Source organism: Amycolatopsis sp. NPDC004625 (assembly GCF_040609695.1).
Lineage (GTDB): Bacteria > Actinomycetota > Actinomycetes > Mycobacteriales > Pseudonocardiaceae > Amycolatopsis.
This window is the reverse complement of the sequence record NZ_JBEXKX010000012.1, coordinates 146,730-166,304: the sequence shown is the minus strand read 5'-3', so window position 1 is coordinate 166,304 and position 19,575 is coordinate 146,730. Positions and strand designations below refer to the sequence as shown.

The following is a 19,575-nucleotide window of genomic DNA, read 5'->3' as shown; positions in this document are numbered from 1 at the left end:
TGCGTCGGCCCCGACCGGAACACCCGCACCCGCTTTCCTTACCGATGCAAAACTTTCCCCATCTTCTTGCCTAGTACTCCAGTAGTAGTTCGTGATTTTCATGGTTCCTGGCGTGATTGTCGCTGGTAGTGGGCTTGCCGGGCGCGGTGTTGGTGGCGTCGCCGCCAGCGGGACCAGCGCAGGCATGCGCCGATGTCGCGGGTGGGCTGGATAACGAGCTGGGTGAACAGGTGCCGGATTTCTTTGAGGGTCAAGGGAATCAGCCCGTCCGGTGCGGGTCTGGATCGGGCGGTGACGGTCAGGATCGTGAGGAAGGCGTGGGCGAGCAGCACCAGAGTGGTCCAGCGGTACCAGGAGGTCCAGGTGCGGGCCTGGTGCTCGTCCAGTCCGGTCTGGCCCTTCGAGGTTTGAAACGATTCCTCGATGGTCCACCGACGTCCGGCGACCCGCACCAGCACCACAAGACCCACCTTGTCGGACGCGTAGCAGCGGCAGTAGGCCAACTCGCCGGTGCGGCGGTTGCGGCGGACCAGCAACCACCGATGCCCCGCGGGCTCGTCATCGCCGCCGGTGATGCCGATCCAGGCCCAGTCGTAGAAACGGTGCCCTTTCGCGCCTTTACCGGCCGAGAGCCGCTGCCAGGCCCGTTTCGGCAGCCGCATAACCAGTTCGTCGGCCCGATACGTCCCGGCGCTCGTGGTGACACGGTGGTCGCAGGCCACCGCCAGCACGTACCCGACCTGGGCGGCCCTCCAGGTCGGCACGCAAGCTCGGGTTGCCGCCCTAGACCTCGTCACCGGCGACCCACCGCGCCCGCACGCCGGCGTCGAGGGCCCGCAGGATCATCCGCGACGCTAGTTCGGGCTTGGTCGCGAACACCGTGCCGTCCGGGATCCCGGCCTCGGCGTACCGGCTGAGATCCTCGGTCCACGAGGCCGGCAGGTAGAGTTCACGGTCGATCAGGGCGTGCCCAGTTTTGTTGGTATAGGTCAGAAACACCACGACCTGGGCGTTCTCGATCCGGCCGGCGGTCCCGGTGTATTGGCGGGCCACCCCGACCGTGCACGAGCCCTTCTTCACGCCCCCGGTCTCGTCCACAACCAGCATCGCGTCGGTGTCACCGAGCCGTTCCACCGCGACTTCGCGGACATCGTCGCGTACCGCATCGGCGTCCCACACCCCCGCGACAACAGGTTCTGCATCCCATCGGGGGTGGCATCCCCGGCGTGTTCAGCGATCGTCCAGCAGTTTTTCCGCGGCAGATCCGCCAGCAACCCCAGCACGAACGCCCGCGCCCGCCGCCGCGGCTCCACCCGCACGAACCGTGCCGCCACCCGCGCCATCAGCCCATCGAACCTCTCCCGCCACCGCACCGGATCAGCCTCAGCAGGGTCTACGATGACACCCGTGGCCACCACATGATCTTGAGTTGTCGACACAACCACTCATGATCGACTGGTGGCCGCACCCATCTTCGCTCGGCCCCACCAGGCAAGATCACGAACACCGGTTTGAGTACTTACCATGAGCAATTGAGTTGCGCGCATCACACCAAGACCGATCAATAAGTTTTGCCTTCATTTTTCAATGCGTCAAGCGAGAATCCGACCTCATCCGAAATGCGAGAGCTATCAGCGAACACGTCCGCAGTACCGCATTGGCCCTATGGTCGAGAGTGATGCTATTCGGGTAGTGAATCGAGGTGGCTCTCCAGGCGATCGAGCCGACCGCGCCAGTGTTCGCGGTATGGCTCAAGCCACTCATCCACTTCGGCCAGCGGTGCTGCCCGTAGCTGGTAGAACCGACGTTGAGCATCTTGGCGCACAGACACAAGACCCGCCTGTCGCAGCAGTTTCAAGTGCTTCGACACGGTTGGCTGGGCGATCGGCAGCTCGTTGAGGAGATCGGTGACGGGTCGCTCGCCTTCACGCAGCAGGTCGAGAATCCGGCGCCGGTTCGGCTCTGCCAGCACCTCATACACCGTCGTGTCAGTCGAGTGCATCCGTGCGCTCCAGCAGTTCACGCAGCCGACCGAGACCGGTTCCCCAACCTGGCGCGACGGCCGCAGCGGTTTCCGGCCCATCCACGACGTTGGTGAAGATCAGCAGACAGCCAGCGGCATCGGAGACGAGTTCGAACCGCAAGGTCTCGGCGTCCCACGTGTATTCCAGCAGGTTTGGCGGATCGTATGCCGTGACCGTGCCCGACCCGACCGCCTGGCCGTCGGCGACGTAGGACAGCTTCGCGTCGGGAGCGAAGCGCAGCTCAGAGTGGTCGTAGTCGAGGATCTCAACGAACCAGGACTTCAGCTGGTCGGTCTCGGTCAGCGCACGCCACACCTTGTCGCGCGGGTGGGCGAGCTGACGCTCGAACCGGACGGCCACTCGACCGTCCGGCAGCGTGGTTGCGGTCTCTTTCATCTTTTACCTCCATCCCTCAAGGGCAATATTGCCGGATAGTAATATCTCTCGCAAGGCTGAAACTATCGAGCAGGCAGCAACGGTGCAGCGCCTCCGCGCCGCGGTGAGAGCGTCGTGGCACCGTGCCCCTGGATCGGGTACGGCTGCAGCCCTGGTCCACGCGGGCCGGCCGGGCACCCCACCGCCCTACCCGTCTGCTCACCGCACTCGCACCCGGCTGGCACACCCCAGCCACTGACGCTCGACAGCTGGAACCACGCGGCCGGTGCCCCTACCGCGACCGCGAATCCGGATCGACGCTGCGACCCGCCCGGTGCCTGATAAACCCGTTGACCTGGACGAACCGGCGCCGCCGCCGCCAACATCGAGCCCGCGAAAGCCCACTACCGAGCCCGGCCAGCAACATGATCACGATCTACGGCTGGAGCACTAGCCCCATTGCACCGGCGTGCCGCCCACGGGCTCTTGCCCCACAACTCACCTCCTGTTGCAGCTCATCTAGGAGCCGGATTCCGCAGCAGGCCCAGCATTCCGCTGCGGTGGGAGAGCGTCAGCCAGGTATCGGCGATGTCCGGGTGCGCCCGGCCGTCCAGGTCAGCGCGCGTCCAGGCCAGCCACAGGCACCCCAACGGTAGCGCGCGCGTTCTCGGGCTTGGGTGACGCTGTCCCGCAGCGATTCCAGGACGGCAGCGACGGATCGGGCTCGGCGACGGTTACCTCCCGCAGGAACAGGTCGACGCGATCGAGCAGCCACTGCGGGATCCGGGCGAGGTAGCGCGCACGCTGCGCCGGGGTGCAACGGCACTCTTCGGTCCGGACGCAGCCGGAGGCGCAGTCGCGGGCGGTCGACACCATGCGGGCCCTGGCTGGGCGCGTTTCGGCGCCTGCCGCGCGGTGATGCCGATCGTGCCGTGCTCCAGCGCTGGACGCAGCACCCGGATCCGTACCCACGCGCCGATTAACCGCTTGTATGAAAGTTCATCGTGCATCGTATGTCGCCGGGCGGGCAGATGCTGATGCCGATCATCGCCGACGCCGACGACTGGCTCGAACGACGGGACGCGAACGCGTCGCGGCTGCACGTCCACACCGAACTGGGTGACCCGGCGATCTGAGTCACGATCGGGTGCCTGTGCTCGCGCTGGTGTAGTGGTGGCGCTGCGAACGCGCCCCCGTGCCGGCCTTCGTCGGATCCGGAGCCGAGGCGGAGGCTCGGATGCCGCGTCGAGTCCGGTCAAGGCCGAACATCGACGCAGGGGCGTCCTGGCTTCGGCTCTCGCGTTCATCGGCGATGCCGGTCCGCGCCGCCTCGTTGCCGGAGCCGACGCGGACCGAAACCGTCTATAGGTGGTAGAAGTCGCTGTAGTGGTCGGGTGAGTACCAGACTTCGCCGGAATTCATGTCGACGATGATCCGGTAGGCGTCTCGGTGGGCGCCACAGGTGCGCGGGTAGACGTCGTACTCCTGGAAGGAGTCGCCGCTGGGCAACTGTCCGTCGTTGTTGTAGTACGTTCCGCCGGCGAAGTTGCACTGCCCGTTCGGCCAGTCGTACCAGCCCCTGCTGCCTGGGTAGCCGTCTGCCTCCCAGGTCGAGTTGGCCGACCGGGCATCAGAGCAGCCGGAAATGGTGCACGAATCGAAAGTTGACGCGTTGGCCGGTGTTGCCGCTGCCGCGATGCCCGCGGTCGACATCATGACGGCGGCTGCCACGCCGAGCCCCTTGGCCCACACGGGCCGGGTGCTTAGCTTCCTCTGCATAGGTCCTCCTTGGAAGTGCTACTGGCAAACATTGTTGATGATTATTTTTGGCGAGAAGCAGGAAACGAAAATCTTCGCCAATGGCGAATGAACTCTCGTCGAAACCCGGCAATGGCCGGTAGGGCCTTGGTGCGAAGTGCAGTGATCACCGTCAGGGCGTGCGGATGGCCGGCCCCGAAGACCTTACGTCCGAGATCGGGTTGCCTGTCCTGCTTGGCCGGCAAGCGTGTGTTCGCCGACGGCAGGTGCTCGGCGTGAGGTCGGCCGGCGCCCACCCATGCGGGGTGGGCGCCGGCCGGCGGGGGGGCGATGGTCAGGCGGAGGTGGCGCAGCCGCCGATGTCGTTGCTCCAGGTCGGCTGGACGGCGAACCGTCCGGCCGAGGTGGACAGTGCGGTCAGGCCCTGCCAGGCGCACAGGTCGCCGTTTTCCTCGCCGCTGGAGTCGAGCCAGCCGTTGCCGGCCTGCGGGTCGGTTTCCGCCTCCGCGTATTCGTGGCCGCCGACGATGCTGAACCCGTCGAGGGAGTTCTGCACGGAGTTAGCGCCGCATCCGGATCCGGCGTCGAGCACGTAGGGCATGTTGGTGTAGGCGACGTTGCCGTTCCAGTCGTGCCAGGCACAGAAACCGGCGTTGGGGAAGTTGTCGGGACTGGTGCCCGACGGGCTGACCACGAACACGTCGGCGTTGACCCCGGACACCCCGAAGTGGCTCGCTCCGCGGTTGGCTTCGGAGGAGATCTGCGACGCGGTCGAGCTGGCCGGGGCGGCCGAACCGTTGTCGACCCAGGTACCGCCGAGGACGGGGTTGGCGCTGGAGGCGTTGCCGCTGTTGTCGGTGTACTGGTTCATCACGTTCGACCACCGCTCGGAGCCGTTACCGAGGCCGGCGAAGAAGTTGGTCAGATAGGACCGAACGCCGTTGGTGTCGCTGTTCCACTGAGAGCCCCAGAAGACCAGGTAGACCTTGGTGTTGTGCTCGACGGGGCCGCCGCCCCAGGCCAGCTGGGACAGTAGCGTGCGGGGCGCGGCGTGCGCGCCTCGCTGGTGCATGACGATCTTGTGCGGCTGATGTGCCGTGGTCTGGACGGGGGTCGCGGCGTGGGCGGTGCCGGTCATCGCGGCGGCCAGCCCCAACGCGGTCGCGCAGACTGCCGCACCAGCGCGGCCCCAGCGGGTCTCGGAGACCAAGGACATAATCTTTCCTCCGTGATTTCGTGTTCTTCGACGGAAACAGCTCCATAATGGAATTAATGGGGGAAAACCGATTGCAAATGATGATTTAGGCGGATTCGCTTGATCGATTTATCGGGTATCTATTTCGGGGTGCGCTCAGGGTGTCCGCCGCTTGGTTGCCGTGGCGGCGGGATGTAGCGGATTCGTTTCCGGAATCTGGGTTCAGCCGATGCCCAGTACGGCCTCGGCTGTGGTCCAGTCGGTGAGCATCGCGTCCTGGGCATCGGCGAGGGTTGCCTGCCCGGCGCAGACGGCCTTCTTCACCGCGTTCTCCACCGAGTCCTTGCTGTAGGCGTTCTCGGTCCCTGCGTGAGGTTCGGGCCACAGGTTGGCCGGATCCTTCGGTGCGCCACCGAGTTCGAGGGGCAAGAAGTGATCCTCTTCGTAGTCGGACATGGTCGTGTCGCCGTAGCCGTAGTCGATGATTCCCTGTTGCTTCAGGTTGTTCGTGTAACTGGTCGAGGGCCGGATGGTTGCGGTCCATCCGGGCACGCAGATGGTCGAGTCGACGGTGTCCTGCGTGACGTCCGGGTTCAGGACGCCCGGTGTACACGTGGAATCGGGCAGGGGGAGGTAGGCCTGGGAGCAGCTGGCCGAGAGCGTGTTCGCCTGAGCGGCTGGGGTGAGGGCGCACGCCGCAACCAGGACGGCAGCGGAAAGGGCGAACCGTACGAGCGTCACGGGCATGGCGATCCTTCGAACGGTGGGGAGGAGGTGGGGCGGGTCGACGCCGCTGCGCGTGTGGCCGGGATGGCGGGTTCCGGTCCGGGCGTCGTTCCGGTGGAAGTGTGTGATCTCTCGCTGGTGAATCGGATGGGGTATGCGGTAAGAGTCCCCGCGGGCTGCGCGGTCGGCTACCTACCTCCGTAGGGAGTGGTAGGTAAATTGCAATCTGTTAACCATGCTTGTTGGTCGTTCTTATATTGCGTCAACCCGACATCCGGGGCACTGCGGCCCGAAGGGCACGAAGTGGCGGGTTTCTCCTCGGCGCCAATGTTTCGGGGCCTCGACGCTGCTTCGGCGGCGAGGACGGCCCTGGGGGCGCGAACGGATGGCTGTGTAGGCCGCGCAGGCTAGTTGGCCGTCGGAATCCGACAGCCGGTCGGGACCGCGCGTGTGGCGAGGTCAGCAGCTTTGTCTGTCCGATCCGCGCAGAGGACTTTGTGCAGGCCGCCGCTCGTTGTGCTCCGGCTTGTCGCCTGGTCGCGAGCCACGAACTCGGCATGATCGTGCTGCGCGATCACCCTGGCCCAGCGCACCACGTCCACTCCGGATCCGTCCCGCGCAGCGCAGGCGAGCAGCGTTCAGGGCGCACGGTGGCCTTGGTAACCGATAATAGTTCCGGCGAAGCGGTCGGCCTCGGCGCAGGGGTCGGTGTGGGCGCTGAGTGCTGGGTCGGTCGCGTCGACGGTGACCGCGAGGAGGGTGTTGTCGGCGACGCCGATCATGGTGGTGCAGTGGCCGATGCTGGCGCCGCGGTGAATGCCGGGGTAGCTGTGCACGGTGGTGGGTTCGAATCCGGCGATGCTTGCGCGGTGCTGGTAGAGGGCTTCGACCCCGCCGCTGGTGGTGTCGACGGTGGCCTGGTAGCTCAGGCCTCGAGCGTCACCGGGTGTCCATCGGCAGGCGCCGGCCTGCCCGGTGCCGGGGGTGGTGACGTAGTACTGCGCGAGCAGCTGGGCGCTCATCAGCCCGCACGGCGCGGCGGCGAACCCGGCGAGGTCGATCGGGTCGGCGGCGAGCTCCGGGGACAGCCGCTGCGGGCCGGGCGGACCCGAAGTGCAGCTGGTGACGGCGGCGAGCAGCGTGCCCATGGTGAGCGTGATCGCGGCGATCCGCACGGTGGTCTCCTCTCGGGCGCCCGGCATCCAGGATGGCACGCGTCGGCTCGCCCGGTGCCGGTTCCGGGCGGGCCGTCCGGTTCTCATGCGGATGCCCGATGTGCGGCCGTCGCTGCCCAGTGGGCCGGGTCGAGGGTGATCTGTCCGGTGTCGGTGTCGAAGTCGAACAGTTCCGCGTAGCGGCCCCAGTCGATGGCGGTGTTGAGCTGCTGCTGGGCGTCCTCGGGGGAGAAGCCGCGGCGGAGCAGGTCGAGGAAGAAGCCGGCGCGAAGGTTCCCGTCGGCGCTGGCGGCCAGCGCTTTGTGGATGGTGCGCACCAGGGGCGCGCGGTCGCGGGCTTGTTCGGCGAAGATCTTCTTGCTGTCCTGGATGTCGGCGGTGGTGAACGTCTCGCCGGCCGGGGTGAGGTGCAGGTCGCCGCCGGCGACGAACAGGAAGTCGAGCATGGCGGCGGCGTCGACCAGCGGAAGCAGGTCGTCGACTTCGAAGCCGATTTCGGCGGCGATGTCGGGCAGGTCCGCGCGGCAGCCGCGGGCGTAGACGATCTCGACAAGCCCGGCGAGCCCGCCGACGGACGCGGCCGGCAGGGGGCGCGCGGTGGGGGTGGCTTGAGTGGGTTCGGGCACGGTCTCACCGGGTTCGCGGCCGGTGAGCAGGTCGTAGAGCTGGTCGACGAGGGCGTCGAAGGCCGGGGTCCTGCGGTCGCGGGGGCGGGGGAGGTCGACGGCGACCTCGGCGCGGATGTGGCCGGGATTGGCGCCGAGGACGACGACGCGGTCGGCGAGCTGGACGGCTTCTTCGATATTGTGGGTCACGATGCAGATCGCCTTGGTGGGGAAGCCGTCCTGCGCCCAGAGTGTCATGAGCTCGGTGCGGAGGTTTTCGGCGGTCAGGACGTCGAGGGCGGAGAAGGGTTCGTCCATGAGGAGCAGATCGGGTTCGAGAACCAGCGCGCGGGCGAAGCCGACGCGCTGGCGCATGCCGCCGGAGAGTTCTTTGGGGTAGGCGGATTCGAAGCCGTCGAGGCCGATCATGTCGATGGCTTTGAGCGCGCGTTCCCGGCGTTGTGCGGGCGCGATCCCTTGGGCGGCGAGGCCGAGTTCGACGTTGTCCTGGACAGTCAGCCAGGGCATGAGCGCGAAGGTCTGGAAGACCATGGCGGTGCCGGGGTTGGCGCCGTTGAGTTCGGTGCCCCGGTAGCGGACCGACCCGCTGGTGGGGCCGATCAGCCCGGCGACTGTGCGCAGCAGGGTGGACTTGCCGGACCCGGAACGGCCGAGCAGTGCGACGATTTCGCCGGCGCGCAGGTCGAGGGTGATGTTGTCGAGGACGCGCAGCTCGTCGCCGGCCCGCCCGGCGAAACTTTTGCTGACTTTCTCGACGGCGACGAGAACTTCGGAGCGAGACACGGGGAACCTCGTTTCAGGACAGGGAGAAGCGGCGTTCGGCCAGGGCATACAGGCGTCGCCAGAACAGCCGGTTGAGGCCGACGACGTAGAGGCTCATCACCGCGACACCGATCAGGATCTGTCCGGCGTTCCCGGCGCTGGTGGCGTCCTTGATGTAGGCACCGAGCCCGGTCGCGGTGAGGGTGAGCCCGTTGTAGGAGACGACTTCGGCGACGATGGAGGCGTTCCACGCACCGCCGGCGGCGGTGATCCCGCCGGTGACGTAGCTGGGGAAGATCGCCGGCAGGACCAGCCTGCGCCACCACAGCTTCCGCGGGAGCCGCAGGTTGGCGGCGGCTTCGCGCAGGTCGTTGGGGACCGCGCTGGCCCCGGCGATCACGTTGAACAAGATGTACCACTGCGCCCCCAGGGACATGAGCAGGATGCCGCCCCAGTTCAGCGAGATCCCGGTTGCGACGAGGACGGCGGTGATCAGTGGGAACAGGAAGTTCGCCGGGAACGACGCGAGCACCTGCACGACCGGCTGGGCCAGCCGGGACACCCTGGGGTTGAGCCCGATCCACACCCCGACCGGCACCCACACCGCCGTCGCGACCGCGACCAGCACGAGTACCCGGGCGAAGGTGATCAGCCCGAGCAGCAGGGCGTGGGCGACCTCGCCGAACCCGGCGGTGCCGGCGATGAAGGCGACCATCCGGACGAAGCTGTAGCCGATCAGCGCGAGCACCGCTGCGGTGAACACGACGTCCCCGGCCCGGCGGCGCGCCGGCGAGACCCGCAGGGGGCGTTCGGCGAGCCCGAACCCGGCCATCACCCGGTCGATCGGGTGCACCAGCGGCCCGAACACCCGGCCCAGCAGGGCCGGGACCCGGGAGCGGCGCAGCAGGTCCAAGGTGAGGCTCCGGGGCGCCTGGGCGGTCTCGGAGTATTCGATCCGGAATCGTTCGGACCAGGCGGTCAGCGGGCGCCAGAACAGCACGTTGACCCCAACCACCATGACGACCATGACGGCGACGGCGAGCAGTACCTTGCCCAGAGCGCCCTCGTCGGAGGCGGCGGCGACATAGGCGCCGATGCCGGGCAGGGCGTAGGAGCGGTTGTCGACGCTGAGGGCTTCGGAGGCGGTGAGGAAGAACCAGCCGCCGCCGAAGCTCATCATCCCGTTCCAGATCAGCGGGATCATCCCGCCCGGCACGTCCACCCGCCAGAACCGCTGCCACCGCGAGAGCCGCAGATCGCGCGCGGCCTCGTCCAGTTCGCGTGGCTGGGAGACCAGCGAGTGGTAGAACGCGAAGGTCATGTTCCATGCCTGGGACGTGAAGATCGCGAAGATCGACGCGCACTCCAGGCCCAGTTCCGAACCCGGGAACAGGGCGATGAACCCGGTGATCGTCACCGAGAGGAAGCCGAGGATCGGCACCGACTGCAGGATGTCCAACGCCGGCAGCAGCACCTTCTCCGCGCGCCGCAGCCGGGCGGCGGCCGTCGCGTAGACGAAGGTGAAGACCACCGAGGCCACCAGCGCGAGGAACATCCGCAGCAGCGAACGCCCGGCGTAGTAGGGGAGTTCGGCCGGATCGGTGGACACTGTGGACGGTGCGGTCGCCGGTGTCCACGGACCGGCGGCACCGTGCGCCAGGCGCACCACCAGCCACAGTAGCGCGGCAGCGCCGAGGAACACCGCGATGTCGGCGAGGGTGCGCCGCGGTCGCGCGAGCACGCCCTTGGTCGGGAAGGTTCGCAGCAAGGACATGGTTCACCTGTCCTCGGTATCGTCGTGGTCGGGGGTGGTGACCTGCCAGCGGACGCTGGTCACCGAGGGCTCCAGCGACAGCCGGGACACCGCGGACTCCATCTGCTTGTCGTCGCGCTGCCCGGCCGACAGGTCCGCGCGCACCTCCACCTGGCCGTCGCTGGCCGCATTGAGGCTTTCGATGGACTGCAGCGCGAAGTCCGTGCGCGACAACGATTGCACGAGCAGGGTGCGCACGTGTGCCTCGGCGTCATCGCGGGTCACCGCGCGAAAGGTGTAGGTGGCGGGAGTTTCGGTGCGAGTGTCCGGCCGGCGATCGACAGCGCGCCCGAGCGGGCGCAGCGCCACGTTCACCGCCACCACCACGACCGTGCCCGCCGTCGCCTCGACGTACAGCCCGGTGCCGGCGAGGGATCCCACCGCCGCCGAGCACCACAGGGTCGCCGCGGTGTTGAGGCCTCGCACGGTCAGGCCCTCACGCAGGATGACCCCGGCGCCGAGGAACCCGATCCCGGACACGATCTGCGCCGCCACCCGCGTCGGATCGGCGCCCGCGCCGGTGAACCCGTGCGCGGACAGCAGCACGAACAGCGTCGCGCCCGCCGCGACCAGCGCGTTGGTGCGCAACCCGGCCATCCGGGCCCGGTACTGGCGCTCGAAGCCGATCACCGTGCCGAGTCCGACACCGCTGCCCAGGCGCAGCAGCATCTCCGCAGTCGTCATCCTGCGCTCACTTTCGGTCAGGTAGATGGAGAGGGCGGTTACCACCAGGCGGGGCGGCGGCCGTGGAGCCGTTTGGCCAGCTGCGCTGCCACGGCGTAGGTCACCAGGACGAGGACCAGCCACAGCAGGTAGCCGCCGGGCAGCTGGTGCAGGCGCAGCGGCCCGGCCAGGGGCGACAGCGGCAGCAGCAGCCCGGTCAGCCCGGCACCCGTCGCCGCGGCCACGACCACGCGAGTGGGGCGGGCGCCCCGGGCGAACCCGGCCCGGCTGCGCAGGACCAGCATCACCAGAAGCTGGGAGAGCAGGCTTTCGGCGAACCAGCCCGTCTGGAACAGCAGCGGGTCGGCGCCGGCGCCGAACACCCACCACAGCACGGCGAACGTCGAGAGGTCGAACACGGAGCTCAGCGGGCCGAACACGAGCATGAACCGGGTCAGCCCGCGCGCGTCCCAGCGCCGTGGCGCGCTCAGGTACTCCTCGTCGACGCGGTCCCAGGCCAGCGCGAGCTGGGCGAGGTCGTAGAGCAGGTTCGCGACCACGAGCTGGATCGGCAGGATGGGGAGAAACGGCAGGAACGCGCTCGCCGCGAGCACGGTCAGCACGTTCCCGAAGTTCGACGCGGCGGTGATGTTGACGTACTTCAGCGTGTTGCCCAGCGTGCGGCGGCCCTCGACGACACCGCGGGCGAGCACGCCGAGGTCGCGCTCCAGCATCACCAGGTCGGCGGCGTTCTTCGCCGCGTCGGTCGCGGTGTCGGGGGCGATGCCGACGTCGGCGGCCCGCAGCGCGGTGACGTCGTTGACGCCGTCACCGATGAACCCGACAACCCGGCCCTGCGCCCGCAGCGCCGCTACGATCCGAGCCTTGTGCGCGGGGGCGAGCTTGGCGAACACCGTCGTTCGCTCGGTCAGCACGCGCAGATCGGCGTCGTCGGCCCGCTCGACGTCGCTGCCGAGCACGACGTCGCCGACCGGGACCCCGACCTGTTCGGCCACGCGCGCCGCGGCGTGGCGGTTGTCGCCGGTCAGGATCTTCACCGTGATCCCGCGCCGGGACAGTGTCCGGACGGCTTCGCTCGCGCCGTCGCGGACCGGGTCGACGAACCCGATGAACCCGACCAGGATCAGGCCGGTCTCGTCGTCCTCGGTGTAGCGGCCGGGGCGGGCCGGGCGCTCGCGGGCGGCGACGGCCAGCAGCCGCATGCCGTGCTCGGTGTGTGCCCGGACGAGGTCGGTCACTTCGGCCCGGGCCGCGTCGGTCAGCCTGGCCAGTTCACCGGCGCGGCGGGCGTGGCCGCAGCGGGGCAGGATCTCGTCCGGATCCCCCTTTGTGATCATGATGTGGGCGCCTGCGCGGTGGACGACTGTGGTCGCGCGGCGGCGAGCGTGGTCGAAGCCCAGCTCGTCGACCTTGGTGAACAGCGCGTCGGTCACGAGGTCGTCGTCCGGCTCGGCGAGCTGCGCGAGGATCGCCTCGTCGAGCCGGTCGCGCCGGTCGGCCTGGAAGTGCACCGCGAGGTAGGCGTATTCGGCGGCTTCGCCGTCCGGGCGGCCGTCGGCGTCGATGCTGTGCGCGAAGGCGACGCGGTCCTGGGTCAGGGTGCCGGTCTTGTCCACGCACAGCACGTCCATCGCGGCCAGGTCCTGGATTGCGTTGAGCCGCTTGACGATCACCTTCCGGTGAGACAACGCGGCCGCGCCACGGGCCAGGTTTGTCGTGACGATCACCGGCAGCATCTCCGGTGTCAGGCCGACCGCGACGGCGACCGCGAACATCGCTGCCTGCGCCCAGTTCCCGGTGACCGTGCCGTTGACCACGAGCACGATCGGCACCATCACCAGCATGAACCGCACCAGCGTCCAGCCCACGCGGCGGACGCCGTGGTCGAAGCTGGATTCGGTGCGCGGCGCCGAGGACTGCGTGGCGAGGGACCCGAAGTACGTCCCGGCGCCGGTGGCGACCACGACCGCGGTCGCGGTACCGCCGACCACCGACGTCCCGGCGAGCACGACCGCCGGCGCGTCCACGAGTCCCGTCGGCGACGCCGGTGGTCGCCGGCGTGGTGCGGGCACCCGCTTCGCCACCGGCAGCGCCTCGCCGGACAACGCCGACTGGTCCACCACCAGGTCCGCGGCCGCGACCACCCGGACGTCCGCGGCCACCACGTCGCCCGGCCCGAGCAGCACCAGGTCGCCGGGGACGAGGTCGGCCGTCGGCACCTCGCGTTCGGCGCCCGGGAAGCCCTCGCCGGCCCGGCGTCGGACGGTGGCCGTAGTGCTGACCGTGGCCCGCACGGCACCGACCGCCCGCTCGGACCGTGCCTGCTGCCAGAACCGCAGCAGCACGTTCAGCGCCACCATCGCGGCCACGGTCACGCCGCCGCGGAGGTCGCCGACCACCGCGAAGACCAGACCGAGGGCGGCCAGCAGCGCCACGAACGGGCTGCGGGCCGCAACCCATCCGCGCTTGGCCACTCCCGTCGCGACAGCGGGATCGGGGCGGTTGTCACCGAAGCGGCGCAGCCGGTCGGCGGCCTCGGCTTCGGTGAGGCCCTTCGGCGAGCTTTCGAGCCGGTGGAAGACCGTGATCGCGGGTGCGTCGCCCAGTTCGGGCGGCACGCCGGGGAAACGCGTCATGGGGTGGGGTCCTGTCCATCGAGGGCACAGCTGTACGAGACGACAGCGGCGCGATCACGTGGACCACCGGGTCTACCCCGGCGCGGCCGGGGAGGGCCGGATGTCCCCGCGGTCGCGGCGACTACTTCCTTCGCCGGTCACCCGGCTCACCTCCCTCCACACGACAGGCTGCATCACCCGGCGGGCGACGACCGGGCACCAGTACACCCCAACCCGACACGAACAGTCAAACACTTGTGCAAGTGACCGTCCTTACGTCACTCTGTGGGGACACTCGAGAGGATGTACCCCGTGCCTGCGCCACCCTATCCCGACGCGCTGCCGCCCGATCTGCTCCAGGACGCCGCGACGACCTTCGGCCTGCTGTCGGCCACCGTTCGGCTGCATCTGCTGTGGCTGCTCGCTCACGGCGACCGCGACGTCGGGACCCTCGCCGAGGAAACCAGCCAGAGCGTTGCCACCGTCAGCCATCACCTCGGCAAGCTCAAGCTCGCCGGCCTCGTCCGCGCCCGCCGCCACGGCAAGCATCAGATCCATTCGATCGACGACCCCCAGGTCGCCGACATCGTCCGGCTCGCCATCCGGCACCACCAGGAACTCCGCACCGGTTCATCGCGGGCGCGCCGCACCCGCGGCGCCTGAGGCCGTCCTCTCTCAGTGTCCTATCAGGACACAATTGAGAGCCTCTCCGGAGATCGATCGGACAGCGGGGTGGCGGATGTGGCAGCCGAGGTGAGCGGTGGCCGGGGTGCGCGGCTGCACGCGGCGGTGTTCGGGTGGCTTTCCCGTCCGCTGGCGTCGTTCCACCTGGTTTTGTGCCTGTGTGGACTGTTGACGTTGCTCGGTGCGGTGATGGTGCTGTCGGCGTCCTCGGCGTCGGCGTACGACCCGCACGCCGGGGGGAGTGTCTACGGCACGTTCTACCGGCACCTCGCCTCCATCGCCGCCGGGCTTGTCGCGTTGTGGGCGGGGCTGCGGCTGCCGTTGCCGGCGATCAGGCGGGCGTCGCCGACGGCGATGATCGGGGCGCTGGTCCTGCTGGTGCTGGTGATCACGCCGCTCGGGACGCTGGCCGAGGGGGCCCGGCGCTGGTTCTCCTTCGGTCCGCTGTCGGTGCAGCCCGTCGAGATCGCCAAGGTCGCCCTCATCCTGTGGGGAGCGCACATCCTGGTGACGAAGGCCCGGCTTCTGCGGTACTGGCGCCATCTCCTGGTGCCGGTGGTTCCGGCCGCGCTGCTGATGTTCGCGCTGGTGATGGCCCAGCCGAACTTCAGCGGCACGATCACGCTCGGGATCGTCCTGATGGCTCTGCTGTGGTTCGCCGGCGCGCCGAAGCGGTTGTTCGCGGCGTTGCTGCTCGGGGCCGGGGTGGGGGTGGTCGTGCTGGCCGTGGCCGCGCAGTACCGGCTGGCCCGGGTACTGTCGTTCGTGTCCGACGGAACCGACGCGTCGGGTTCGGGCTACCAGGCGCTGCAGGCGGAGTACGCGCTCGCCGACGGCGGCCTGCTCGGCGTGGGACTGGGACAAGGTGCGTCGAAGTGGAAGTACCTGCCAGATGTTCAGAACGATTTCATCTTTGCGCTCGTCGGCGAGGAACTCGGCTTCGTGGGCTGCGTGGTCGTCCTCGCGCTCTTCGGGGCGCTGGCGGTGGTGGGTTTCCGGATCGCCACACGCAATCGCGACCCGTGGAACCGGATGGTCGCCGCCACGATCACGGTTCTCCTGGTGACTCAGGCTGCCATCAACATTGGCTACGTGGTCGACGTCCTGCCGGTGACCGGTGTCACGCTCCCGCTGGTCTCCTACGGTGGAACTTCGCTGGTGGTCACGATGTTCCTTTTCGGCCTTCTCGCTCATTGCGCCCGGCACGAGCCGCAAGCCGTGGCGGACCTGACGCACCTGGGCCCGGGCCGCCTCGGCCGGCTCCTGCGCTTGCCCGCACCCGGGGTCTCGACGCGGCCGTCGGTACCGCGTGACTCGCCGCGAACCGAGCGGCGGCGGCATGGGCGGACCGATCGTCGCCCGGTTGTGCCCATCGGCGAGCGTGGCGGCGGAGGGCCGCCCAGGTAGTGCGCACCGGCTGCGGTTCTCAGCGTTTTGCCAGCATCAGACGGATATCATCGCGCGCCTCAGGACGGCTCACGCCCGCACGCGCGAATGGCTGTTCTCCGGAATGGCCGTGAGGAGTGCATTATGTCCGAAGTGGACTGCGGGGGATGAGGCTCGCCGTGTGGGCGGTGCTGTGCGCCGTTTGCCTCGCCTCGGACCACGTCGTGCTCGGGGTACTCGGATTACTGGCGCTCTTCGCCGCTCACGGTGGCTCCGCAGATGGTCGCCCAGCACGTCGCGAGCACCCGCTCGCTCTGCCTCCCGCGTGACGTGGTGATTCCGGCCCCGAGTGGCGACGCTGACGAGGTTCGGAGGTAGCCCGCCGATGAACCTGTCCACGCTGGCTCTGGTCTTGCTGGCCGGACTCGCCGGTCCGCTGCTGGCGGCGCCGCGCTGTGCCCGGGTCCCGGTCGTGGTCGGGGAGATCCTGGTGGGTGTGGCGGTCGGGCACACCGGTGCCGGCTGGGTGAACGCCGACGACCCGATCCTGTCCTTCGTCGCTTCCGCCGGCTTTGCGCTCGTCATGCTGGTGGCCGGCAGTCACGTGCCGCTGCGAGACTCGGCGTTGCGGGTCGCGAGCGGCCGGGGCGTGCTGCTCGCCGCGGTCGTCGGCGTGCTGTCGGTGCCGGCCGGGCTCGGGGTGGCTGCGCTGGTCGGTACCGGGCACGGCCTGCTCTACGCGGTTCTGCTCGCTTCCAGCTCGGCAGCTCTGGTGATGCCGGTGATCGACGAGGCGAAACCGGGCACGCCGCCGGTGATCGCGATGATCGTGCAGGTCGCGATCGCGGATACCGCGTGCATCGTCGCCCTGCCGCTGGCGGAGGATCCCGCGCGGGCCGGTCACGCGGCACTGCGCGCACTCGCCGTGATCGCCGTCGGCGCGGTTTGGTTCCTCGTGCTGCGTCGGCTGCACGCCGACGGACTGGTGGAGCGGGCGCACGAGCTGAGCAAGACCCGGCATTTCGGGCTCGAGCTGCGGATCGCGTTGATCGTGCTGTTCGGGCTGGCCGGGCTGGCCCAGCTCGTCGGCGTGTCGGTGATGCTCGCGGGATTCGTGGCCGGGCTGGTGTTGGCTGCCGTGGGCGAGCCCCGGCGGCTGGCCAAGCAGTTGTTCGCGGTGACCGACGGGTTCCTCAGCCCGGTGTTCTTCGTCTGGCTCGGCGCTTCGCTCGACCTGCGCGCGCTCGGCCGGCACCCGGAGATGCTGGTGCTCGCGGTGCTGCTCGCTGTCGGCACGGTCGTCGTGCACGGCGCGACCCGCGTGCTCGGCCAGCCGCTGTCGCTGGCGGTGCTCGCCGGTGCGCAGCTCGGCGTCCCGGTCGCGGCCGTCACCATCGGGAGCCGCGAGCAGCTGCTCGCTCCGGGCGAGGGTGGCGCGATGCTGGCCGCCGCTCTGGTCAGCGTCGCGGTGACCGGGTGGGCCGCGCGGTCCGCGACACGCAGTAGCACGCAACAACGGAGGTCCGCGTGAAGGAACACTGGAAAACCGAACCCGACGAGCACGACTACCCGGCCGCTCTCGACTACCTGACGCTGGTCACCGACGAACGGACGGCCGCGCGCCTGGTCGAGGAACTCAGGCAGGCCGAGCTGACCCACCGCAAGGCCAAGGACATCTTGCGGGCCGCCCGGCTGGAGCTGCTGGATGAAGACAACGTCCACGTCGCCAAGGACCTTCGCAAGGTCAAGAAGGGCAGGGCCCTCTCGCCGGTCCTGCTCGTGCGCGGACACGGCCACCCGGGCCTGGAGACCACCGACAATCTCCTCGTCGCCGATGGGTACCACCGTGTCTGCGCCTCTCATCACCTCGACGAGAACGCCGACATTCCGTGCAAGCTGATCTGACCGGGCAGTGTCACCGGGCTTCTCAGCGATTTGCCAGCGAACGGTGAATAGCATCGGGAACAGCTCGGCTCCGGCTGTCCGTCGTCCTTCGTGACGATGCCGGTGTGCCCGGGCCGTTCAAATGTGTCCACACAGGACATAACGTCCGCTGGCTCCGGTGAGGTTGTCGGGACCGATGATTGCCCGTCTGAAGAGGGTGGTGATGGGCGTGCCGCCCGAAGTGCCGGCCCAGCGGTCCATGACGCGCCGCGGCACCGAGCTGGTGATGCTCGCCTTCGCCACGGTCATCGTGGTGTTCGCTTTCGTTCTGGTGGAGAGCAACCAGGACCACGAATTGACCCAGAGCGTGCTGTGGTACGGGCTGGGGTACTTCGCCATCTTCGGTGTCGCGCACTTCGCGACCCGCCGCTGGGCACCGCACGCCGACCCGCTCATCCTGCCGTGCACGGCCCTGCTCAACGGGATCGGCCTGGTGATGATCTACCGGATCGACTTGGCGCAGGAAGCGAAAGCCATCCAGAACAACGACACCTTCGCGGCCGAGGCGCCGAAGCAGGTCCTGTGGACCGTCCTCGCGCTGGCGCTGTTCCTGCTCGTGCTGATCGTGGTCAAGGACCATCGGCGGCTGGCCCGGTTCGGATACACCGCGGGACTGGCCGGGATCGTCGCCGTCGCACTGCCGGCCGTGCTGCCCAGCGCGATCTCAGAGGTGAACGGGGCGAAAGTGTGGATCAAGCTCGGCCCGTTGTCGATTCAGCCCGGTGAGTTCGCGAAGATCCTGCTGCTGGTGTTCTTCGCATCGTTCCTCGTGGCGAAGCGCGACGTGTTCATGTCAGCGGGCAGGAAAGTGTTCGGCATCGAGCTTCCGCGCGCCCGCGACCTCGGTCCGATCCTGATCGCCGCGCTGGGCTGCATGGGCGTCCTGGCCTTCGAAAAGGAGCTCGGGGCGGCGCTGCTGTTCTTCGGGATCGTACTCGTGCTGATCTACGTCGCCACCGAGCGCGGCATCTGGGTCGGGCTCGGGCTCGTCGTGTTCGCCGCCGGCTGCGTGCTCGCCTACCTGCTGTTCAACCACGTCCGCCAGCGCGTGGCGAACTGGATCGACCCACTGGCCACCTACGACCAGCCCGGCGGGGGCTACCAGCTGGCCCAAGGACTGTTCGGGATCGCGACCGGTGGCGTCGGCGGCACCGGACTGGGCTCGGGCCGGCCGGACATGGTGCCCGAGGCGAGCACCGACTTCATCACCGCGGCGATCGGCGAGGAACTCGGATTCGTCGGTCTCGCGGCGATTCTGATGATCTACCTGATCCTCGCGATGCGCGGCATGCGGGCCGCGCTGGCGGTGCGGGACACGTTCGGGAAGCTGCTCGGTGTCGGCTTGTCCTTCGCGGTCGTGATGCAGATCTTCGTGGTCGTCGGCGGGGTCACGAAGCTGATCCCGGAAACCGGGATCACCGCTCCGTTCCTGTCCAAGGGCGGCTCGTCACTGCTCGCGAACTACATCCTCGTGGCGCTGCTGCTGCGGATTTCCGATACGGCCCGGCGGCCCGCGCCCCGCCCGGCGGCGCCACCGTCACGCCAGGCGCCCTTGGCCGACGCGCACACCGTGCTGGTCAGCGTCCCGGGCGCACCGCCGGCCCCGTCACGGTGATGCCGGAAATCGGAGGGCTTGGCCGATCTTCCGGCGGGTCCGTGGCTGTCGGGTGCGACCACCGGGATGGTTCCTCTTCAACGTCGGGGCGGACGTCTGCACCGAGTGTGCGACGGAGTCATTGAGAAGACGTTGAGGGCGCGCCGTCCTCTCTGGACGCCGATTTCCGGCAGCTCACGGTCCTTTCACTCAT

17 protein-coding genes and 1 pseudogene are annotated in these 19,575 nt (G+C 68.8%); 6 read left to right on the top strand and 12 right to left on the bottom strand.

What is annotated here, in order from left to right; translation table 11 throughout:
* Positions 1-98 precede the first annotated feature (98 nt).
* The 4 genes and pseudogenes from ABZW17_RS16485 to ABZW17_RS16470 all read right to left on the bottom strand — a co-directional run bounded on the left by ABZW17_RS16485 (position 99) and on the right by ABZW17_RS16470 (position 3,371).
* Positions 99-1,343 (bottom strand): annotated as a pseudogene (locus ABZW17_RS16485) (IS701 family transposase).
* Positions 1,344-1,681: 338 nt separating this feature from the next.
* The gene (locus tag ABZW17_RS16480; protein ID WP_354814090.1) at positions 1,682-2,002 is read right to left on the bottom strand and encodes a metalloregulator ArsR/SmtB family transcription factor; all 321 of its coding nucleotides are present in this window, start codon (positions 2,000-2,002) and stop codon (positions 1,682-1,684) included.
* Positions 1,989-2,420 (bottom strand): SRPBCC domain-containing protein, encoded by a 432-nt coding sequence (locus ABZW17_RS16475; RefSeq protein ID WP_354814088.1) that lies wholly within the window; start codon positions 2,418-2,420, stop codon positions 1,989-1,991. Before ABZW17_RS16475 ends, ABZW17_RS16480 begins: the two co-directional genes overlap by 14 nt.
* A gap of 594 nt (positions 2,421-3,014) precedes the next feature.
* Positions 3,015-3,371 (bottom strand): ATP-binding protein, encoded by a 357-nt coding sequence (locus ABZW17_RS16470; protein WP_354814086.1) that lies wholly within the window; start codon positions 3,369-3,371, stop codon positions 3,015-3,017.
* A gap of 41 nt (positions 3,372-3,412) precedes the next feature.
* Between ABZW17_RS16470 and ABZW17_RS16465 the strand changes: the two genes are divergently transcribed.
* Positions 3,413-3,535, top strand: a complete 123-nt coding sequence (locus tag ABZW17_RS16465; protein WP_354814084.1) for a hypothetical protein — start codon at positions 3,413-3,415, stop codon at positions 3,533-3,535.
* Positions 3,536-3,761: 226 nt separating this feature from the next.
* On the opposite strand, the gene ABZW17_RS16460 is transcribed toward ABZW17_RS16465, so the two are convergent.
* The 8 genes from ABZW17_RS16460 to mgtA form a co-directional block, all read right to left on the bottom strand.
* Positions 3,762-4,178 (bottom strand): ribonuclease domain-containing protein, encoded by a 417-nt coding sequence (locus ABZW17_RS16460; protein ID WP_354814082.1) that lies wholly within the window; start codon positions 4,176-4,178, stop codon positions 3,762-3,764.
* 313 nt (positions 4,179-4,491) lie between these two features.
* The gene (locus ABZW17_RS16455) at positions 4,492-5,373 is read right to left on the bottom strand and encodes a hypothetical protein (RefSeq protein WP_354814080.1); all 882 of its coding nucleotides are present in this window, start codon (positions 5,371-5,373) and stop codon (positions 4,492-4,494) included.
* A 201-nt stretch (positions 5,374-5,574) separates the two neighbouring features.
* Positions 5,575-6,099 (bottom strand): hypothetical protein, encoded by a 525-nt coding sequence (locus ABZW17_RS16450; protein WP_354814078.1) that lies wholly within the window; start codon positions 6,097-6,099, stop codon positions 5,575-5,577.
* Positions 6,100-6,716: 617 nt separating this feature from the next.
* Positions 6,717-7,253, bottom strand: coding sequence for a DUF3558 domain-containing protein (locus ABZW17_RS16445; RefSeq protein WP_354814076.1), 537 nt, complete (start codon positions 7,251-7,253; stop codon positions 6,717-6,719).
* Positions 7,254-7,336: 83 nt separating this feature from the next.
* Positions 7,337-8,662: a nitrate/sulfonate/bicarbonate ABC transporter ATP-binding protein gene (locus ABZW17_RS16440; protein ID WP_354814074.1), complete on the bottom strand. Its 1,326-nt coding sequence runs from the start codon at positions 8,660-8,662 to the stop codon at positions 7,337-7,339.
* A 13-nt stretch (positions 8,663-8,675) separates the two neighbouring features.
* Positions 8,676-10,415, bottom strand: a complete 1,740-nt coding sequence (locus ABZW17_RS16435; RefSeq protein WP_354814072.1) for an ABC transporter permease subunit — start codon at positions 10,413-10,415, stop codon at positions 8,676-8,678.
* Positions 10,416-10,418: 3 nt separating this feature from the next.
* Positions 10,419-11,138 carry an MgtC/SapB family protein gene (locus tag ABZW17_RS16430; protein WP_354814070.1) on the bottom strand — a complete coding sequence of 240 codons (720 nt, stop codon included), beginning with the start codon at positions 11,136-11,138 and terminating at the stop codon, positions 10,419-10,421.
* Positions 11,139-11,176: 38 nt separating this feature from the next.
* The gene (gene mgtA / locus ABZW17_RS16425; protein ID WP_354814068.1) at positions 11,177-13,774 is read right to left on the bottom strand and encodes a magnesium-translocating P-type ATPase; all 2,598 of its coding nucleotides are present in this window, start codon (positions 13,772-13,774) and stop codon (positions 11,177-11,179) included.
* Positions 13,775-14,056: 282 nt separating this feature from the next.
* Here mgtA and ABZW17_RS16420 point away from each other — a divergent pair, with 282 nt between their 5' ends.
* The 5 genes from ABZW17_RS16420 to ABZW17_RS16400 all read left to right on the top strand — a co-directional run bounded on the left by ABZW17_RS16420 (position 14,057) and on the right by ABZW17_RS16400 (position 19,382).
* Entirely contained in the window at positions 14,057-14,416 is a 360-nt protein-coding gene (locus ABZW17_RS16420) for a metalloregulator ArsR/SmtB family transcription factor (protein ID WP_354814066.1), read from the top strand.
* Between the two features lie 78 nt (positions 14,417-14,494).
* On the top strand, positions 14,495-15,844 hold the full coding sequence (gene ftsW, locus ABZW17_RS16415) for a putative lipid II flippase FtsW (protein ID WP_354814064.1): 1,350 nt from the start codon (positions 14,495-14,497) through the stop codon (positions 15,842-15,844).
* A gap of 364 nt (positions 15,845-16,208) precedes the next feature.
* Positions 16,209-17,354, top strand: coding sequence for a cation:proton antiporter (locus ABZW17_RS16410; RefSeq protein WP_354814062.1), 1,146 nt, complete (start codon positions 16,209-16,211; stop codon positions 17,352-17,354).
* Positions 17,351-17,728, top strand: a complete 378-nt coding sequence (locus ABZW17_RS16405) for a hypothetical protein (RefSeq protein WP_354814060.1) — start codon at positions 17,351-17,353, stop codon at positions 17,726-17,728. Before ABZW17_RS16410 ends, ABZW17_RS16405 begins: the two co-directional genes overlap by 4 nt.
* Before the next feature lie 202 nt (positions 17,729-17,930).
* Positions 17,931-19,382 (top strand): FtsW/RodA/SpoVE family cell cycle protein, encoded by a 1,452-nt coding sequence (locus ABZW17_RS16400; RefSeq protein ID WP_354814192.1) that lies wholly within the window; start codon positions 17,931-17,933, stop codon positions 19,380-19,382.
* Positions 19,383-19,575: the final 193 nt, after the last annotated feature.

Bases quoted from the DNA above. Each gene is read 5' to 3' on its own strand.
- ABZW17_RS16480 (WP_354814090.1), bottom strand. From the start codon at position 2,002: ATGCACTCGACTGACACGACGGTGTATGAGGTGCTGGCAGAGCCGAAC.
- ABZW17_RS16475 (WP_354814088.1), bottom strand. From the start codon at position 2,420: ATGAAAGAGACCGCAACCACGCTGCCGGACGGTCGAGTGGCCGTCCGG.
- ABZW17_RS16465 (WP_354814084.1), top strand. From the start codon at position 3,413: ATGTCGCCGGGCGGGCAGATGCTGATGCCGATCATCGCCGACGCCGAC.
- ABZW17_RS16460 (WP_354814082.1), bottom strand. From the start codon at position 4,178: ATGCAGAGGAAGCTAAGCACCCGGCCCGTGTGGGCCAAGGGGCTCGGC.
- ABZW17_RS16455 (WP_354814080.1), bottom strand. From the start codon at position 5,373: ATGTCCTTGGTCTCCGAGACCCGCTGGGGCCGCGCTGGTGCGGCAGTC.
- ABZW17_RS16450 (WP_354814078.1), bottom strand. From the start codon at position 6,099: ATGCCCGTGACGCTCGTACGGTTCGCCCTTTCCGCTGCCGTCCTGGTT.
- ABZW17_RS16435 (WP_354814072.1), bottom strand. From the start codon at position 10,415: ATGTCCTTGCTGCGAACCTTCCCGACCAAGGGCGTGCTCGCGCGACCG.
- ABZW17_RS16430 (WP_354814070.1), bottom strand. From the start codon at position 11,138: ATGACGACTGCGGAGATGCTGCTGCGCCTGGGCAGCGGTGTCGGACTC.
- mgtA (WP_354814068.1), bottom strand. From the start codon at position 13,774: ATGACGCGTTTCCCCGGCGTGCCGCCCGAACTGGGCGACGCACCCGCG.
- ABZW17_RS16420 (WP_354814066.1), top strand. From the start codon at position 14,057: ATGTACCCCGTGCCTGCGCCACCCTATCCCGACGCGCTGCCGCCCGAT.
- ABZW17_RS16410 (WP_354814062.1), top strand. From the start codon at position 16,209: ATGAACCTGTCCACGCTGGCTCTGGTCTTGCTGGCCGGACTCGCCGGT.
- ABZW17_RS16400 (WP_354814192.1), top strand. From the start codon at position 17,931: ATGGGCGTGCCGCCCGAAGTGCCGGCCCAGCGGTCCATGACGCGCCGC.